Origin of the sequence: Microvirga sp. CF3062 (assembly GCF_036314045.1) — a bacterium.
GTDB lineage: Bacteria > Pseudomonadota > Alphaproteobacteria > Rhizobiales > Beijerinckiaceae > Microvirga.
Genome location: NZ_JAYGGN010000006.1, coordinates 21,463 through 36,796 on the forward strand (window position 1 = coordinate 21,463; position 15,334 = coordinate 36,796).

The window sequence follows — 15,334 nt, forward strand, 5'->3', positions numbered from 1 at the left end:
GTGTCAAGGCGACCTACTTGATCGGACGAGTGATAGGAAGACAGGCCAATCAGGGCAATCGCCCTGATTGGCCGAAATTTTGTCAAGGAAGAGCTGCCTCGGCTTCCAAGGCTGTCAGAGCAAGCAGAATGCATTGTCAGGCGATATAATGGCACCGGGAAAATCAACGGGTTTCTTCATAATGATTGGTCAGAAACAAGGGACGCCAGGACCCGATCTCATCACTGGTGACAAAGGAGTCGACTTCCTCGAGGGCTTGGCTGGTAACGACACCCTTCTCGGCAGTCCGGGTGCGGATATTCTGAGTGGGGGGGATGGCTATGATACGGTCTCTTACGAGACATCCGCCGCTGCCGTGTCGATCAATTTAGCCACATCCATAGGGCAGAATGGAGACGCTGATAGTGACACGTATGTCGATATCGAGTGTGTCATCGGGTCGATCTACAACGACAACCTTACAGGCGATCATAAAGCCAATTATCTTGCCGGTGGGGCGGGCAACGACGTGCTGATCGGCAGGCAGGGGATAGATACTCTCGATGGTGGCGTCGGTGATGACAGCTACCACGTCTCCGACGACGATCTCATCATCGAGCATGTCGGCGGCGGTCATGACAAGATATTTGCAAGCACCAACTTTACCTTGGCGCTTGATGCCGAAATAGAAGAACTCTTCGCAGTCGGGGCTCGTCCTACAACGTTGTCTGGCAGCAATCATGCAAATACATTCTACGGCAACGATCACTCAAACACTTTCGTCGGCCTTTCAGGAAATGATACTTACTATTGCGCTGCTGGCGACGTCGTTATTGAGGCCTCTCAAGGAGGATACGATATTGTTTATGCTGAAACTGGATTTGCACTCGGATTGGAAGAAGAAATCGAGGAACTAGTCCTTTCTTCCAGCAATACAGCCGACTTGCAAGGCAGTAACACCAACAACAAGATTGTTGGTAACGGTGTTCAAAATAGCCTTTGGGGGTTCGGCGGCAATGACACGATCCTTGGCGCGGCAGGAAAAGATATCATTTCAGGCGGAAAGGGAAATGATAAAATTTACGGTGGCCTGGACGCCGACCAACTTGCCGGCGGGCGCGGAAAAGACTTGTTCATCTTCGATACGCCCCCTAACAAGAAAAGCGTCGATCGCGTCATGGATTTCAACGTGAAAGACGACTCGATTTGGCTTGAGAATAAAATTTATACGGTGGGTGGGAAGGGCTCTGAGAAGAAGCCCGTTAAGATCAAGAAGGACTTATTTCAAGTCGGCACGAAGGCTGCTGATGCTGAGGACCGTGTGATCTATGATAAGAAAGCTGGCGTCCTCTATTATGACGTGGATGGTACTGGGAGCGCGGTTCAGGTGAAAATTGCTACTCTAACCAAGAACCTGAGCATCACGTATAGCGACTTCTACGTTATCTAACACGCGGTTCATTTGTAGGACGTTCTTGCTATAGCGCATTCGTTCCTCGGAGCGGGGTTTAGCCTCTTGTTCCTGTTCGATAGAGTTGGTATTGTACAGAAGCCCGTAAGTTCGGATATGACGTTAGGAAGTCCGGAACTTGCGCTATCGAATAGCAACATGTGCGCAACCACACATCCGGTTATGTGAGCCAGAATTCCTGTATCTTTACGTGGAGCTTAGGCTACGGCGAGCTGTCACAGCATTAGGGTGAGGCCGGCAACGACAAGCTCTACGGCGGAGCCGGCAAGGACGTGCTGAGCTGGGCGACGGTCAGGACATTTTCGTGTTCGACACCAAGCTGTCGAAATCGCCCAAGGTGAACAAGGCCAACCAGGACAAGATCATGGACTTCAAGGTGGTGGACGACACGCTGCACCTGGCCAAGAGCGTGTTCAAGACGCTGGACAAGAAGGGCGTGCTCAAGGCCTCTGAGTTCTACCAGGGCACGAAGGCGCATGATCGCGACGACAACCTGATCTACAACAAGAAGACCGGTGCGCTCTACTACGATGCCGACGGCACCGGCTTGGCAGCCCAGATCCAGATCACCACCCTCTCCAAGAACCTCAAGATGACCCACAAGGACTTCTTCATCATCTAAGCAACAGGACCGAAGCTCGGGGAGCAAAAGCCTTGAGCCTAGGGTCTCGTGACGTCCTGCCAGATACTCCCCTAGCAGGCCTTTCATTGTAGTTTGTCCTGTAAGAGGTTGCAGAACGATCTGACAGGAGGTGTCAGCCTCTTTCAGAAGTCACCTTTTTGAGACTTTCCATCATCGTTATCTAGAGAATCCACCCGTCAGTGGCCGAGTGCTGATCAGCATAGACGTATTTAGGTTAGCAATGCGGTGAGTAGATTCATAAAACCGCCTTGTCGAGGATCTCTTCCGAGACGCCCTCCATCCGGCGCTCGCCAGCGCCTGCGATGTCCAATCTGCAGACGCGCTTAGACCTCAAGTGCGCGGCGTGCCGAGATAGTTTCAGCCTTAGATTTCTATGATTCTACACCGTCGCGTGACATAATTTCGTGACATGACTGAAGGAGAGCTCTACGAATAGAGAGGCAGAGCAGGGCAGTATCAATGACCGATGGCACCAAAGCTTCCGAGCTTCTACGACCCCATACCATACGAGATGAGACCGATATGGTGCGGATTGATCTAGGCGATGGTCATCACAGGGAGGAGGTGCTGCTCCGAAACAGCCTTGCATTGCGATTGGCCCTTAATACGGGCCGGCTCGGCTCCTGGGAACGCGATCTCATTACCAACGAGATGGTGGCGAATGCCACCTGCAAAGCTCATCTCGGCCTTGCACCAGACGAGCTCTTGACCTTCGAACGGCTCAAGGATCTGAAACATCCCGGAGATGCTCAGCGGATCGACCAAGCCATAACCTATGCCCTGGCTAGTAGATCCGATTTTCATATCGAGCACAGGGTACTCAGGCCTGACGGTCACATCGGCCGGATCCTTGTCAAGGGCGCCGCGATTTACAAACATGGTACCCCTACTCGCTTGATCGGCATTACGCAGGACATCACAGAGCGTGAAAGGATCAGGGAAGAGTTTCAAGACAACAAACGCCGCCAGGAATTCCTTTTGAAGCTGAACGACCAGTTGCGGAGCTTCGAAGATCCCTTAGCCATCATGGAAGCAACGGCCAAAAGCCTCGGTCAACTCCTCAAGGTCGATAGTGCCGGATATGGTGAAGTCGACGAGAGTCGGGGTGTTGTCCTGGTCGAGCGAGAATGGTCCAGGGGGGCCATCAGCAACGAGGGCCGCGCCTACCGTGTCCAGGACTTCATGCATGGTGTGATTGACGCTTCTGAACAGGGCTGCGCCCACGCGATTGAAGATGTCATGACAGATGCCCATAGTAGTGACTCTGCCCTTCAAAGTTTCTACAGCACCATCAACGCTCGGGCTGTTCTTACCGTCCCTCTCTTCAAGAATGGACGCCTCACTGCTCTCCTATATTTAACCTCTTACACTCCTCGGGCTTGGTCGAAAGATGATCTATCTTTGGCAGAAGACGTAGCTGAGCGCACTTGGACGGCGGTCGAGAAAGCGCGCGCCGAACAGAACCTGCGTGACAACGAAGCACGCTTCCGGCTGATTGCAGAATCAATGCCAGGTGTTCTCTTCGTGTACGATAAGAACCTACGCCTTATTTACATGAATGAGAGATGGACCGAGATTGCCGGAATGGCTACAGAACAGGCTCTGGGCAACGGGTGGACATCAGCTTGCCATCCAGATGATCTCATAAGGATCTTTGAGGACGCCAAGCTTGATCGAGCTTATGGAGATTTCTGGCAAGGGGAGGTGCGCTACCGGCTGCCGGACGGCTCTTATCGCTGGCACCTCTGCCGAGTCGGCTCCTTTTTCGGGCCTCATGGAGAATATCAAGGCAAGGTTGGGACAGCGATCGACATTCACGATATTAGGGAAACCACGGAGGCTTTGCTCACAAGCGAAGAGCGTCTTGCCCTAGCGCAGCGGACAGCAGGCATTGGTGTATTCGATTGGAATGTAGCGGCGGACAAGATCCTCTGGACCACTGAGCAGGAGCAACTGTTCGGGATCGCGCCAGGCAGCTTCGAAGGCAACTATCAAGGCTGGACTTCGCGTGTTCACCCGGATGATGTGGCTGTCTTCCAAAACAACTTTGCAGCTGCCATAGCGTGTAAAGACCGAGAGCTATCCTTCGCTTACCGCGTTCCGATGCCGGATCGATCCTTCCGCCATATCGAAGGTAGTATTACGATCCTTTACGATGCGGATAGCAAGCCGAAACGCATCATCGGCGTCAACATCGATGTGACGAAGCACAAACAGGCGGAGAAACGCCAGCAGCTGCTGATCCGGGAGCTGCATCACCGGGTCAAGAACACGCTGGCCACCGTGCAGGCCATCGTCGGCTCCACCGCCCGCACCGCGTCGAGCATCGACGAGTTCTACCAGGGCTTCGTCGGCCGCATCGTGTCGCTCGCCCGCACGCACAACCTGCTCACGGAAGATCTCTGGCAGAAGGCGGCCCTGGAGGACCTGGTACAGACCGAGCTTGGACCCTATGAGGACGAGGCGAGAAATCGAATTATTCTGGAAGGCCCCCATGTGGAGCTGCCCTCGGAGGCGGCTGTGCCCATCGGCATGGCGATCCATGAGCTTACCACTAATGCCGCCAAGCACGGGGCCCTTTCGACTTTCGGGGGTAAAGTTGAGGTCGTGTGGAAGATCGAGCCCGGAGAGCCGAGGCCCCTGCTGCATTTCTCATGGGCCGAAAATGGCGGTCCGCGGGTGAGCGCACCCGCGCGCCAGGGCTTCGGCTCGCGCCTGCTGCAGCGGGTGCTGGCCACTCAGCTTCAGGCGGATGTGTCCATGGAGTTTCCGGAGGAAGGCTTGCGCTTCTCCATGACGATGCCCATCCCCGGCGATCCGCCCCTCTTCAATCCAAACTAATGAGAGGCCTAATTTGAGGCTCTTCTTACTTGAGATTAAGTTCTCCTGAGATTCCGGGCGGCGTGCCCACCTCCCGCTCAAGCCCATGCTCAAGATAACGTCGCCTTAGGCTACAAAGACTTTCTACACAGCAAGACGGGCGAGCTGTTCTACGATGCGGACGGTTTGGGTGCACGCTCTCAGGTGAAGTTTGCCACCCTCACCCCCGACACGGTCCTGACCCAGGATCACTTCATCCTGTAAGCCGCAGTCAGTCATCTGCCTCAATCGTGAGAAACGCCAGCGTGGGGACACGCTGGCGTTTTGCGTCAGAGCTGCTGAAGGGCGAAAACCATCAAAGAGGGCACATCGGTCTGCCTGCTGGTGCGCCGTCGCACCCTGCGGTGATGTGCCCAGTTAACCCTGCGTGTTCATACGGGGACGACGCAGCGGAAGGCGTGGCATGAAGAGGCCTGATGAGCGTCGTCCCAGAGCGACGAACAACAGGACTCTGCTTTTATTCACCCCGCTGATTCGATCCCAGGGCGACGCCCATTTCGAGGACAATAAAATGAGTACAAAAACTACTTCCAAGACCAACTGGACCATGCCGAGCCTCAGCCAGGGACAGGATGCCCTGTGGGGCGCGGCGGCTTACGAGCTTCCTCCGATGGGAACGCCGAAGAACGACGTGCTGAAGGGTACCAACAGCTTGGACGGCTTCTATGGCCAAGCCGGTAACGACGTCATCTACGGCTATGGCGGTGGGGATGTGCTTGCGGGTGGCACAGGGAACGACAAGATCTATGGTGGCGCAGGCAAGGACACTTTCTTCTTCGACTCGAAGCTAAACGCCACGACTAACGTCGACAAGATCATGGACTTCAAAGCCGCCGATGACATCATGAGCCTGACCCGCAGCATCTTCAAGACCATCAGCAGGGGAGCGCTCAAAGAGACGGCGTTTTACGTCGGCAAGAAAGCCCATGATGAGGATGATCGGATCATCTACGACAAGAAGACTGGCTCGCTCTTCTACGACAAGGACGGTGCTGGCGGCGCAGCGCAGATCAAGTTCGCTACTCTCGTCAATAAGACAGCGATCACCCACATGGATTTCGTGATCATCTGAGAATTCGACGATGGATGGCAGGAAAGCCCATCCTGCCGACTGTTCTATAACAGGCGATGGGGCCACCCGTGTTGTAGCGGATCCGGTAAACGCAAGGGACAAAGTCCCTTGCGTTCCATAAAGGGCCTTCTGCGCAGTTTTCCCGTTTGATATCGAAGTTCAATATGTGGAGTTGAAGAGCTTGGAACATTTCGGGGCTCTATGGAGCGGGTGGAAAGTTTAGCGTCAAGCGGCAAGATAAGATAAAATCACATCCTTCTCTAAGGGTCCTCTTATGCCGCCATTGCTTCGTTTTTCTATTGCCGCCCTTCTGTTTGTCCTGCCTTTCCAAGCCGAAGGCGCGGAGCTTGCGCGCCGCGCCTTCATGGGCATCGGGATGGCCCCTGTCCCTGAAGCGGCCCGAATGGCTGCGGCTGTTCCGGTAGGCGAAGGCGTCCTGATCGAGAGGGTGATCCCCGGTTCGACGGCTCAGAAGGCGGGGCTTCAAGCCAACGACATTCTCCTGAAGCTCGATCAGGCGACGATTCGCTCCTCCTCGGACGTCGTCACCCAGATTCGTAAGAAGAGAGCTGATGACACGGTCACTTTGTCAATTGTTCGCGACGGAAAGCCTCTCGAGCAACAGATCACCCTCATCGGCCTTCCACCGGAAACTTCTCCCGATTACGACACACTGTATGAGGCCGTCGAAGCTGAGGGCGCTCTGCGCCGCACCATCATCACCAAGCCTCGCGGGGAAGGACGCAGCCCCGCCATTCTGTTCGTGGGCGGAATTGGCTGCTACAGCATGGATTATCCCTTCGCGCCGACTGAGCCTTACCGACAGCTTCTCGCAGCTCTGACCCGCGAGGGCTTCGCCACCATGCGGGTCGAGAAGAGCGGCATGGGAGACAGCGAAGGCGAGGCTTGTGCCAAGGTCGACCTGAACACGGAAGTCGAAGGCTATGCGGCGGGCCTCAAGGCTCTAAAGGACAAGGCCTATGTAGATCCGGATAAGTTGTTCATCGTCGGCCACAGCATCGGCGGCATCGTCGCCCCGCTTGTAGCGGATCGCGTCTCTGTGCGCGGCATCGTCGTTGCAGAAACGATCGGTAGCACATGGTTTGAATACGAGCTGATCAATCGTCGGCGGCAGCTCAAGCTGGAAGGCATGCCCCTCGCCAAGGTTGGCGCACAAATGCAGCTCAAGCAATGGTGCATGCATCAGCTTCTGATCGAAAAGCAGCTCCGCGCGCAGATCTTAGAGAAGCGCCCTGCCTGCGCTGAGGAAATGAAGATCCCTTCCTCCGACGTTTATCTGCAGCAGATTGCGGCGGTCGATCTGCCTGAGCTTTGGACACGCCTGAAGCTTGACACGCTGGTCATCTACGGAGGCTCGGATTTCCTCACGAGTCCCGAGGAGCATCGTGAGATTGCAGACACGATCAACGCCGCGCGCGCCGGCGCAGCAGTCTATGTCGAGATCACCGGCATGGACCATTCCTTCTACCGCATGAAGGATCAAGACGAGAGCTTCCGAAACCGCAGGGTCGGTAAAGCAGGCGAGTATCACCCGGAGATCGACCGGACCATCAGCCAATGGCTCAAGGCCCGGGCAGGATGAGGCACGCGCTCTGCCGATTGCAGATTGAGACCTTAGGGTGCGTCTCTCTCTTCAGCAGACGAAGCCCGGCTGTTCCTAAATTTTCTGAGCATTGACGAAGAGATAGCCTTAGACTCGACGGGCAAGTTCGGCACAAGAAACCAACCACAATAAGATTGTTGATTACAGTGTGGAGGATGACACGATCTGGCTCGGCAATGAGATCTTCACGTAGCTCGGTAAGTTCGGCTTCTGAGAAGAAGTCTGCGAAGCTGTCAAACGACTTATTCATCATCGGCGCCACGGCGACCAGTACGAAGGATGAACCGATCTATAACAAGAATACCGCCGCCTTGTTCTACGATGCCAACGGCACCGGATTGGCAGCCCAGGTTCAGATCGCCACCCTGTCCAAGAACTTCAAGCCCACCCACAAGGACTTCTTCGCCGCCTGATCAAAGCGATGGTTCTTACGGGGCGTGCATACCTAGAATTAGGGATGCAACAATCAGAGCGCTAGTTTATGGGATGCTTACGGCAAGACGCATCAATCGCAGCTTGGTGGAGATTCACTCGTTTGGGGCTCCGCTTGATGTAAATCCATTCTTCTTCATCACTGCAATCCGCCCTTGTAAGAAGCTTCTCCCGACGAGAAGAAGCCTTTCTGTAGGGACAAGGAGTAACCTGCGATTATCAGCTGGATCCTTAGTTCTTTTCAGCATCCCAGCATATTCCATATCGTCGATATGACGAGATATGGTAGCCTCTGTAGTGAACTCGGAGAGGTATGTCGCTACTTCCTTGAGAGTTATCGGAGTAGCCGTAAGCCATCGATGTGCGATAAGGCAAAAAATCGCATCTGCTTCGAAAATGTTACGCCATGGGGCTCGGAGTTGCCCAGAGCCGACAACAGCCTTGCGAAAATCAGATCGCCAATGAAGCCAGGCGACCTCTAGTTCCAGAGCAGAGAATTCCTCTTTGGTCAGTTCAGTCGCTGAAGGTATGAGAGTTTGCGCTGAAGCTTGAGCAATCTCTTGTGGCGCAATCTTCGAATTTTTTGGTTTCTTCATTGGATCGCTCTAAAATCGCGCAAGCAGCACAATGAGGGAGAAGCTGATGCAAATTCATATCTATGCATGATGCAAGTCACGGAAGCCTCATGATAAAGGCAGACTCAATGCCATGCTTTTCGCAACGGCGTCCCCGTATGAACACCTGGGATTAGCTGGTCCAATGAGCGCAGCCTGTGCTTGTGCGCCATGCTTCTCGTCCATGCCCATCTGACGTAGCCTCATTTGGGGCCTGCTTGCAGAGCTATGTCGGCAAGCATGCGGCCAATTTGTGAGGGGCAGCTCTTTACATGAAGTCGACGTCTGGTCGGATTGCTTTCAAGCAGCAATTGAATGGTCGCACGCGCATTGGCCTTGAACTCTGCCTTAGGAGCGACAGGAGTCATCTCCCACTGGGTATGTGGAAATGAGATTTCATAAAACGCTTGGGCTACTGCCTCAACGTCAGCGCAACTGATCTGAGCCTCATAGAAGGGAGGTTGCATGTTGATCCCAATGTGTTCGAATGGAGGACAGTGCTTACTGGAGGATGCGGTCTCAGTTCCTTGCTATTGTCGGACTTGGGCCCATTTCCGCGCAGTCTGCAGCCGCCATTAAACCATAGGCCAGATCGCGGGCCATCTCAGGTGTCATGGTGAGTGGAACTTGGCATCGGGCACCTTCGCAGAAATCCTCGGATGTTACGGCGACCTCAAGCACCATCATGGCATCTCGATCATCGAGGGTGCCGACGGAAAAGCTGGTGAGGGCATTTATCTGATCGGGACACAAGGTAATCTGAGACATAGGCCGGATCCTCTTCCGCAGCGGAAGTCAAGTGAATAGCGCCCTGTTGCTTGAGTCTAATCACCCACTTGGGTGATAAGGGCGTATTCACTAATCAATTTCCTTACAAAACATTGTGACATGTTCCGTGTACACGCACTTTCTGCGGGTTAATAACTTCGGCTCAATGATTTTAACAGAGGCCTTTCTTAAGGTGGGACAATAGCCCAAAGGAAGCTCTCAGTGGGCTCACTTATGCGCCGTCGCGCGCTGCGATGGTGTGATCGGTTGATCCTAGGTGTTCATACGGGGACAGGGATGAACTCCCATGGCATGCCATCTGCTTTGCATCACGCAAGGGCAGAGGCACAGCATGACTTACTATCGCACCCTCATCGCATGGACCGGCAGAACGTCTCTCGTTGCTGGATATCAGAATACCATTGAAGGCGGCATTGAGAACGATACCCTGCGTGGCCGTGATCTGGCTGACTGGATTGTAGCTGGTGCCGGAGATGATACTGTTTACGGCGGCGGCAACGATGACATCCTTTATGGTCAAGAGGGGATGGACTTCCTCTATGGTCAAGACGGTAACGACATTCTGAAAGGTGGCATCGGCTTTGACTGGCTCGATGGAGGCCCGGGTGCCGATATCCTCGATGGCGATGGGGATACTACCAGTTCCAATAGCTGGAACCATGCAAGCTATCGTAGTTCCACCGTAGGAATTGTCGCAAGCCTCGACCCGCGTGTCCTAGGTACAGGTGATGCGGCAGGCGACACGTATATCAATATTAGTGGAATACATGGCTCAAACTTCAATGACACGCTAGTTGGTAATGAGCTAATCAATAGCCTTGAAGGGTATGAGGGAGATGATACCTTAGAGGGTGGGGGAGGTGGTGATAGTTTATTGGGAGGCGAAGGTTTCAACTACGTTTCTTATGAACATGCAGCAACAGGTGTAACAGCTAATCTCCTTAAAAATAGTGATAACACTGAAGATGCTAAAGATGACTTCTTCCTAAAGATTAGTGGGCTCATCGGATCCAGCTATGATGATCAACTCCTGGGGGATTACGCTTCTAACAATCTCCAGGGCGGGGCAGGCGCAGATATTCTGGACGGAAATAACAGCGAGGACACCCTCATTGGCGGCGCTGGAAATGACACGCTTAAGGGTGGCCAAGGCAACGATTATCTGAATGGTGGACTCGGTGCCGATGCTCTAATTGGCGGCGATGGCTATGACTACGCGGATTACTCCGCGGCCACCGCTGCCGTTCATGCAGATCTCTCTGGAGCAAACAATGTTCTCGGGGAATCCCGAGGCGACACTTTTCAGAGTGTCGAAGGCGTCGTCGGCTCAAAGTATCATGATACTCTCTATGGTGATGCACACGCCAACAACCTTCAGGGCTGGCTTGGCCTTGATCGGCTGGAAGGAGATGATGGCAACGACACGCTTTTTGGGGGCGCCGGAAATGACGGCCTTTTGGGCGAAAGCGGCGATGACGTGCTTCAGGGCGATTGGGGCAATGACACCCTCGACGGCGGTGGTGGCTTCGACAGAGCCTACTTCAGCGGGAAGATGTCTGAGTATCAAATTTCTCAGGATGCAGGCGGGCGCCTTACCGTCAAGGATACCATTGCCGACCGTGATGGCACAGACAGCGTAGCGGACGTCGATTATCTGGTGTTTGAGAATGCAAACTACCGGACCTACAACACCGCTCCCACGGAGCTGGCTCTTTCGCGGACCAGCGTCAGTGAAGATACGCTTGCAACAACGATCATAGCGACCCTCTCGGCCAAGGATGCCGAGGACGACAGCATCAGCTACAGCCTTGTCTCGCCCGAGAGCCCGTTCAAGATCGATGGCAAGAACCTGATCCTGACCAGCGCTCTCGATTATGAGACAAAGGCCAGCCACACGATTACGGTCAAAGCCACGGACAGCTATGGTGACAGCACGACGCAGACGTTCACCATCGATGTGCTGGACGTCCTCGAGAGCAACGATCCAAAGGATCCCAACAACCCGAACCTGCCCCTGACCCTGTGGGGCACCTCGCGTGCGGATCGCCTGGAAGGCCATAACGCCAACGATGTGCTCTATGGCCAGAGCGGCAACGATGCCCTGCTCGGCAATCTTGGCAATGACAAGCTTTACGGCCGTGCAGGCAAGGACGTGCTGAACGGGGGCGACGGACAGGACATCTTCGTGTTCGACACCAAGCTGTCGAAGGCCTCGAAGGTCAACAAGGCCAATCAGGACAAGATCGTGGACTTCAAGGTGGTGGACGACACGCTGCACCTCGCCAAGTCGGTGTTCAAGAAGCTGGACAAGAAGGGCGTGCTCAAGGCCTCTGAGTTCTACCAGGGCACGAAGGCACATGATCGCGATGACAACCTGATCTACAACAAGAAGACTGGTGCCTTGTACTACGATGCCGACGGCACCGGTTCACAGGCTCAGATCCAGATCGCGACCCTCACCAAGAACCTTAAGATGACCCACAAAGACTTCTTCGTTGTCTGAAAAGTCGAGATCAACCTAAGCTCCTTCTACAAACCTCATGGTAAAATACGATGAATGCGGATCAGATTGACGGCCTCCTGCGCGGAGCTACTGCGTACCACAAGCTCGTAGACAACTCCCCTCTCGGACAGGGCGAAGTTCCCTTCTTCTTCGGTGAGGACGGGCAAGCGGCGGCTCGCATGCCGGACGCAAGGGTTAGGACCGGAACTTGGCACCTGGAGGAGAAAGCTTATTGCCTCAATTGGGACGACGGTCTTCAGAACAGCCGCACAGTATTGACCAAGGTCGATGGCACCATTGTGGCCAGCAATGCCGACACCGGCGTTGCTCGTTCCACCATCGTTCGTGTGGTTCCAGGAGATGCAGAGGGTTTAGCCACATCAGTCGCATCTCTTTGAGTCGCGCTTATGAGAAAGGATACCGAACTTCTACGATCAAGCTGTCAAGCAACTTCCAAATGACACACAGAGAGCACTTCGGCATATGAGTGCGTATTCTACCAGACATTTTACATGGAAGATGCTGAGGCTTCTCCGGATTACTGTTTGTGGCACGGCAGCATTTGTTTCGGGCTGTGTCTCCAGTTCTGCGCCTGAAGGCAGTCAGGCCCCTGGCGTGGCAATGGGTGCAGGTTTCATGGCTGCAGGAATTGCCACTAGCCTTGATCCGACCGGAATCAGCCATATAGCTGGCGGAGTGGCATACCAGGCGCACACACAGGCTAGAATTGCTCAGGCTGTCTCGTCAGCGGGCGGCATCGCAACAGATCCCAATATCGAGCTCTCCAAAGCCAGAGCCTTGCAAAGACAGCTTGTTCAAGACGCTCACGGAAATGAGGATGATGCGTTAACGGATTAGGGCAGTAAGGCTGACAGAGGGCAGTCTCTGGATCTACTTATCCTATATGGGATAGGCTAAAATGGAGCTGCCCATGCCAAGCACAGAAAAGGTTCAATCTTTCAGAAGTTTATAATGCAAAAAGCTGGGGGATACCGTTGAACACCACAAGTTTGATACAGCCCACAACACTGGCGGGACAACATGTCGAGTTGGTTCCGCTTTCTGTGGATCACATTGATGATCTTGTTCTCGCTGTGCGTGACGGAAATCTTTGGCAACTCTGGTATACCAGCATCCCGTGTCCTGAACGCATGGAGAGGGAGGTCGAGCGTAGACTTGCTTTGCAGGCGGCATGCTCCATGTTGCCTTTCACAGTCATAGACCGGCCACGTGGCCGTGTTGTCGGCATGACCACCTTCATGAATATCGAGGTTGCTGGCCCCCGCGTGGAAATCGGATCGACGTGGTACGCGAAAAGCGTTCAGCGAACCGCTCTAAACACGGAAGCAAAGCTTCTCCTTCTGACACACGCATTCGACCATCTCGATTGCCTTGCTGTGGAATTCAGAACACACTTTTTTAATCACCAAAGTCGGCGTGCGATCGAACGAATTGGCGCGAAGTTGGACGGTGTACTCCGGTCTCAGCTGCGTATGGCAGATGGAACACTCCGGGATACCTGTGTCTACAGCATCATCGCATCCGAATGGCCAACGGTTCGCTCGCACCTGTTGTGGAAGCTCCAACAGCAGAACTTCTAAAGAAGAGCTGATTGCTCCTTGCGGTGTCGATCCCCTTGATCTCCCTTAAGAATGGATCGAACTCCAAATCACTGCCTTCTTGAACTGCCTTCACATTCAGCAAAACGGACGCAACCGGCATGTTTAAGAACAGCTTTGACCCACAGCCAGAGATGATGGACGACACTTTGTCGATCAGGCCACTGATGCGAGAGGACATTGAAGAGCTGTTTTCTGCTGCGAGTAATCCTGAAATTTGGGCCGGACATCCGGCGGAGGACCGTTACAAGAGGGAGAAGTTCGAACCATATTTTGTCTCTTTGCTGGAGAGCAGGGCGGCTCTTGCTGTGATAGATCGGCGATTGAGCCAAATCATCGGCTGCTCACGCTACTATGTCTCTCCAGACCAGCACGACAGTGTTTCTATTGGGTTCACCTTCCTGAACCATGCCTACTGGGGCGGCGAAACAAATTTCCACCTCAAGCGATTGATGCTCGAACATGCATTCAAGAGTTTCCCCGAGGTATGGTTTCATATCGCTCCGACCAATATCCGCTCTCAGAAGGCTACTGCCAAGCTTGGGGCTGAACACGCCTATAATGCAACCCTCGACTTATCTGGTTCCCCTGCTGTCTGGATGTGTTTTCGCCTGAGCAAGGATGCTTGGAACCGAGTGCTCACAAGCAAGAATGCATGACACCGCATTGCGTGAACTACATAAGCCAAAACATCTACCCAATGATATCGTAGGGATGAGGCGCAATCATGCTCGCGAAAGCGGAAGACCGGAACCGTGCCACGCTCAGGCTACTCGGCGAAGGCGTGCAAGCGAGGCTCGACTTCCAGTAGTCCAAAGATTGCTAAAGCGTTAGATCATTGTAAAAGCGCCTGGCGCGCGGGTCGGATCCTTCAGGGCGTTGGACAAGCCGGTCATCGTGAATGCTTTGACCGCGGCTTAGGTGCTAGCTCATTCCGAATTGTGCGGAACGGTAGAGTCAATTAACGGGGCGCTGTTCAAGCAAGGATCGGCTTAACTCGATATTCCAGAAGTCGCTGGTGTCACCAGCTCGTGTCCTGCCACACACAGCTCTCATCTAGATGCAATATCCTGTATGATCACATAGGGACACAACAAGTGATCCCTGCCAATTCGTGGCCGTAATCATCTCACGGCAGAGCTAATGGCAAATTCCAAACATAGCAGGCGAAACAGCTCGCGAAAGCCAAAATTACTCAGGTCATTGTCGCCAACTCAGAGGCCGGAGATTAACACGTTCGATCCAGCGTGCCTCAGCCAAGAGCAGCTAGCGGTCCTTGAGATGGAGACTAAATGGCTAACGTTCAGGTCCTCATTCGAGAAGCGCATGGATCAAGACGTCAGGACCGGAACTCATAGGCGAAGTGTATTCGATGCTGATATGGTGCGTACCATGGTGCTGTGTCGATATCTTGAAGGTCACCCCATCACTCTCAAGGAACTGATGACCTACTTCACACTGTTTTTCACAGAGGCAACTCTCTCTCGGCACTTAGACGACATGGAATCTGCCGGCGTATTGGCTCGCCAAGCTGATCCGCAAGACCGTCGGCGGTTGCTGCTCATTCCGACCGAGAAAGAAGCTTTCCCAGCTCAGCTGTATTTGCAAGGTCGCCTCGATGTTTTGCTCAGCAGTGGGTTTGTCTACGATCCTCGGGAAGCAGAGAGGCGGCGCTCAATCTCCACACTCTAAAGCAGAATTTCCTATG

13 protein-coding genes and 1 pseudogene are annotated in these 15,334 nt (G+C 53.9%); 12 read left to right on the forward strand and 2 right to left on the reverse strand.

Translation table 11 applies throughout. The annotated features are described in order from the left end of the window. Positions 1-148: 148 nt before the first annotated feature. The 7 genes and pseudogenes from VB618_RS12055 to VB618_RS12080 all read left to right on the forward strand — a co-directional run bounded on the left by VB618_RS12055 (position 149) and on the right by VB618_RS12080 (position 8,082). Positions 149-1,429 carry a calcium-binding protein gene (locus VB618_RS12055; protein WP_329796908.1) on the forward strand — a complete coding sequence of 427 codons (1,281 nt, stop codon included), beginning with the start codon at positions 149-151 and terminating at the stop codon, positions 1,427-1,429. Positions 1,430-1,677: 248 nt separating this feature from the next. Further along, positions 1,678-1,791: pseudogene (locus tag VB618_RS19795) on the forward strand (hypothetical protein); the annotation flags it as partial. Then, a complete protein-coding gene (locus VB618_RS12060; RefSeq protein ID WP_329796909.1) occupies positions 1,755-2,072 on the forward strand; it encodes a hypothetical protein in 318 nt (105 codons plus the stop codon). The pseudogene VB618_RS19795 and the gene VB618_RS12060, both read left to right, overlap by 37 nt. Positions 2,073-2,552: 480 nt before the next feature. Beyond that, positions 2,553-4,934, forward strand: a complete 2,382-nt coding sequence (locus VB618_RS12065) for a PAS domain-containing protein (protein ID WP_329796910.1) — start codon at positions 2,553-2,555, stop codon at positions 4,932-4,934. A 550-nt stretch (positions 4,935-5,484) separates the two neighbouring features. Next, the gene (locus tag VB618_RS12070; RefSeq protein ID WP_329796911.1) at positions 5,485-6,045 is read left to right on the forward strand and encodes a calcium-binding protein; all 561 of its coding nucleotides are present in this window, start codon (positions 5,485-5,487) and stop codon (positions 6,043-6,045) included. A gap of 376 nt (positions 6,046-6,421) precedes the next feature. After that, the gene (locus VB618_RS12075; protein WP_329797200.1) at positions 6,422-7,648 is read left to right on the forward strand and encodes an alpha/beta hydrolase family protein; all 1,227 of its coding nucleotides are present in this window, start codon (positions 6,422-6,424) and stop codon (positions 7,646-7,648) included. Positions 7,649-7,845: 197 nt separating this feature from the next. Continuing rightward, positions 7,846-8,082 carry a hypothetical protein gene (locus VB618_RS12080; protein ID WP_329796912.1) on the forward strand — a complete coding sequence of 79 codons (237 nt, stop codon included), beginning with the start codon at positions 7,846-7,848 and terminating at the stop codon, positions 8,080-8,082. 114 nt (positions 8,083-8,196) lie between these two features. Here VB618_RS12080 and VB618_RS12085 read toward each other — a convergent pair whose 3' ends face one another. Continuing rightward, entirely contained in the window at positions 8,197-8,697 is a 501-nt protein-coding gene (locus VB618_RS12085) for a MarR family transcriptional regulator (RefSeq protein ID WP_329796913.1), read from the reverse strand. Positions 8,698-9,234: 537 nt separating this feature from the next. Further along, positions 9,235-9,483 carry a hypothetical protein gene (locus VB618_RS12090; RefSeq protein WP_329796914.1) on the reverse strand — a complete coding sequence of 83 codons (249 nt, stop codon included), beginning with the start codon at positions 9,481-9,483 and terminating at the stop codon, positions 9,235-9,237. Positions 9,484-9,835: 352 nt separating this feature from the next. On the opposite strand from VB618_RS12090, the gene VB618_RS12095 reads away from it, so the two are divergent. From VB618_RS12095 to VB618_RS12115, 5 genes are all read left to right on the forward strand, one after another. Beyond that, positions 9,836-12,007 (forward strand): cadherin domain-containing protein, encoded by a 2,172-nt coding sequence (locus VB618_RS12095; RefSeq protein ID WP_329796915.1) that lies wholly within the window; start codon positions 9,836-9,838, stop codon positions 12,005-12,007. Positions 12,008-12,057: 50 nt separating this feature from the next. Continuing rightward, positions 12,058-12,405, forward strand: a complete 348-nt coding sequence (locus VB618_RS12100) for a hypothetical protein (RefSeq protein ID WP_329796916.1) — start codon at positions 12,058-12,060, stop codon at positions 12,403-12,405. A gap of 612 nt (positions 12,406-13,017) precedes the next feature. Continuing rightward, positions 13,018-13,608 (forward strand): GNAT family N-acetyltransferase, encoded by a 591-nt coding sequence (locus VB618_RS12105; protein WP_442931779.1) that lies wholly within the window; start codon positions 13,018-13,020, stop codon positions 13,606-13,608. Between the two features lie 119 nt (positions 13,609-13,727). Then, positions 13,728-14,285: a GNAT family N-acetyltransferase gene (locus tag VB618_RS12110; protein ID WP_329796919.1), complete on the forward strand. Its 558-nt coding sequence runs from the start codon at positions 13,728-13,730 to the stop codon at positions 14,283-14,285. A 667-nt stretch (positions 14,286-14,952) separates the two neighbouring features. Further along, on the forward strand, positions 14,953-15,318 hold the full coding sequence (locus tag VB618_RS12115) for a MarR family transcriptional regulator (RefSeq protein WP_329796920.1): 366 nt from the start codon (positions 14,953-14,955) through the stop codon (positions 15,316-15,318). Positions 15,319-15,334: the final 16 nt, after the last annotated feature.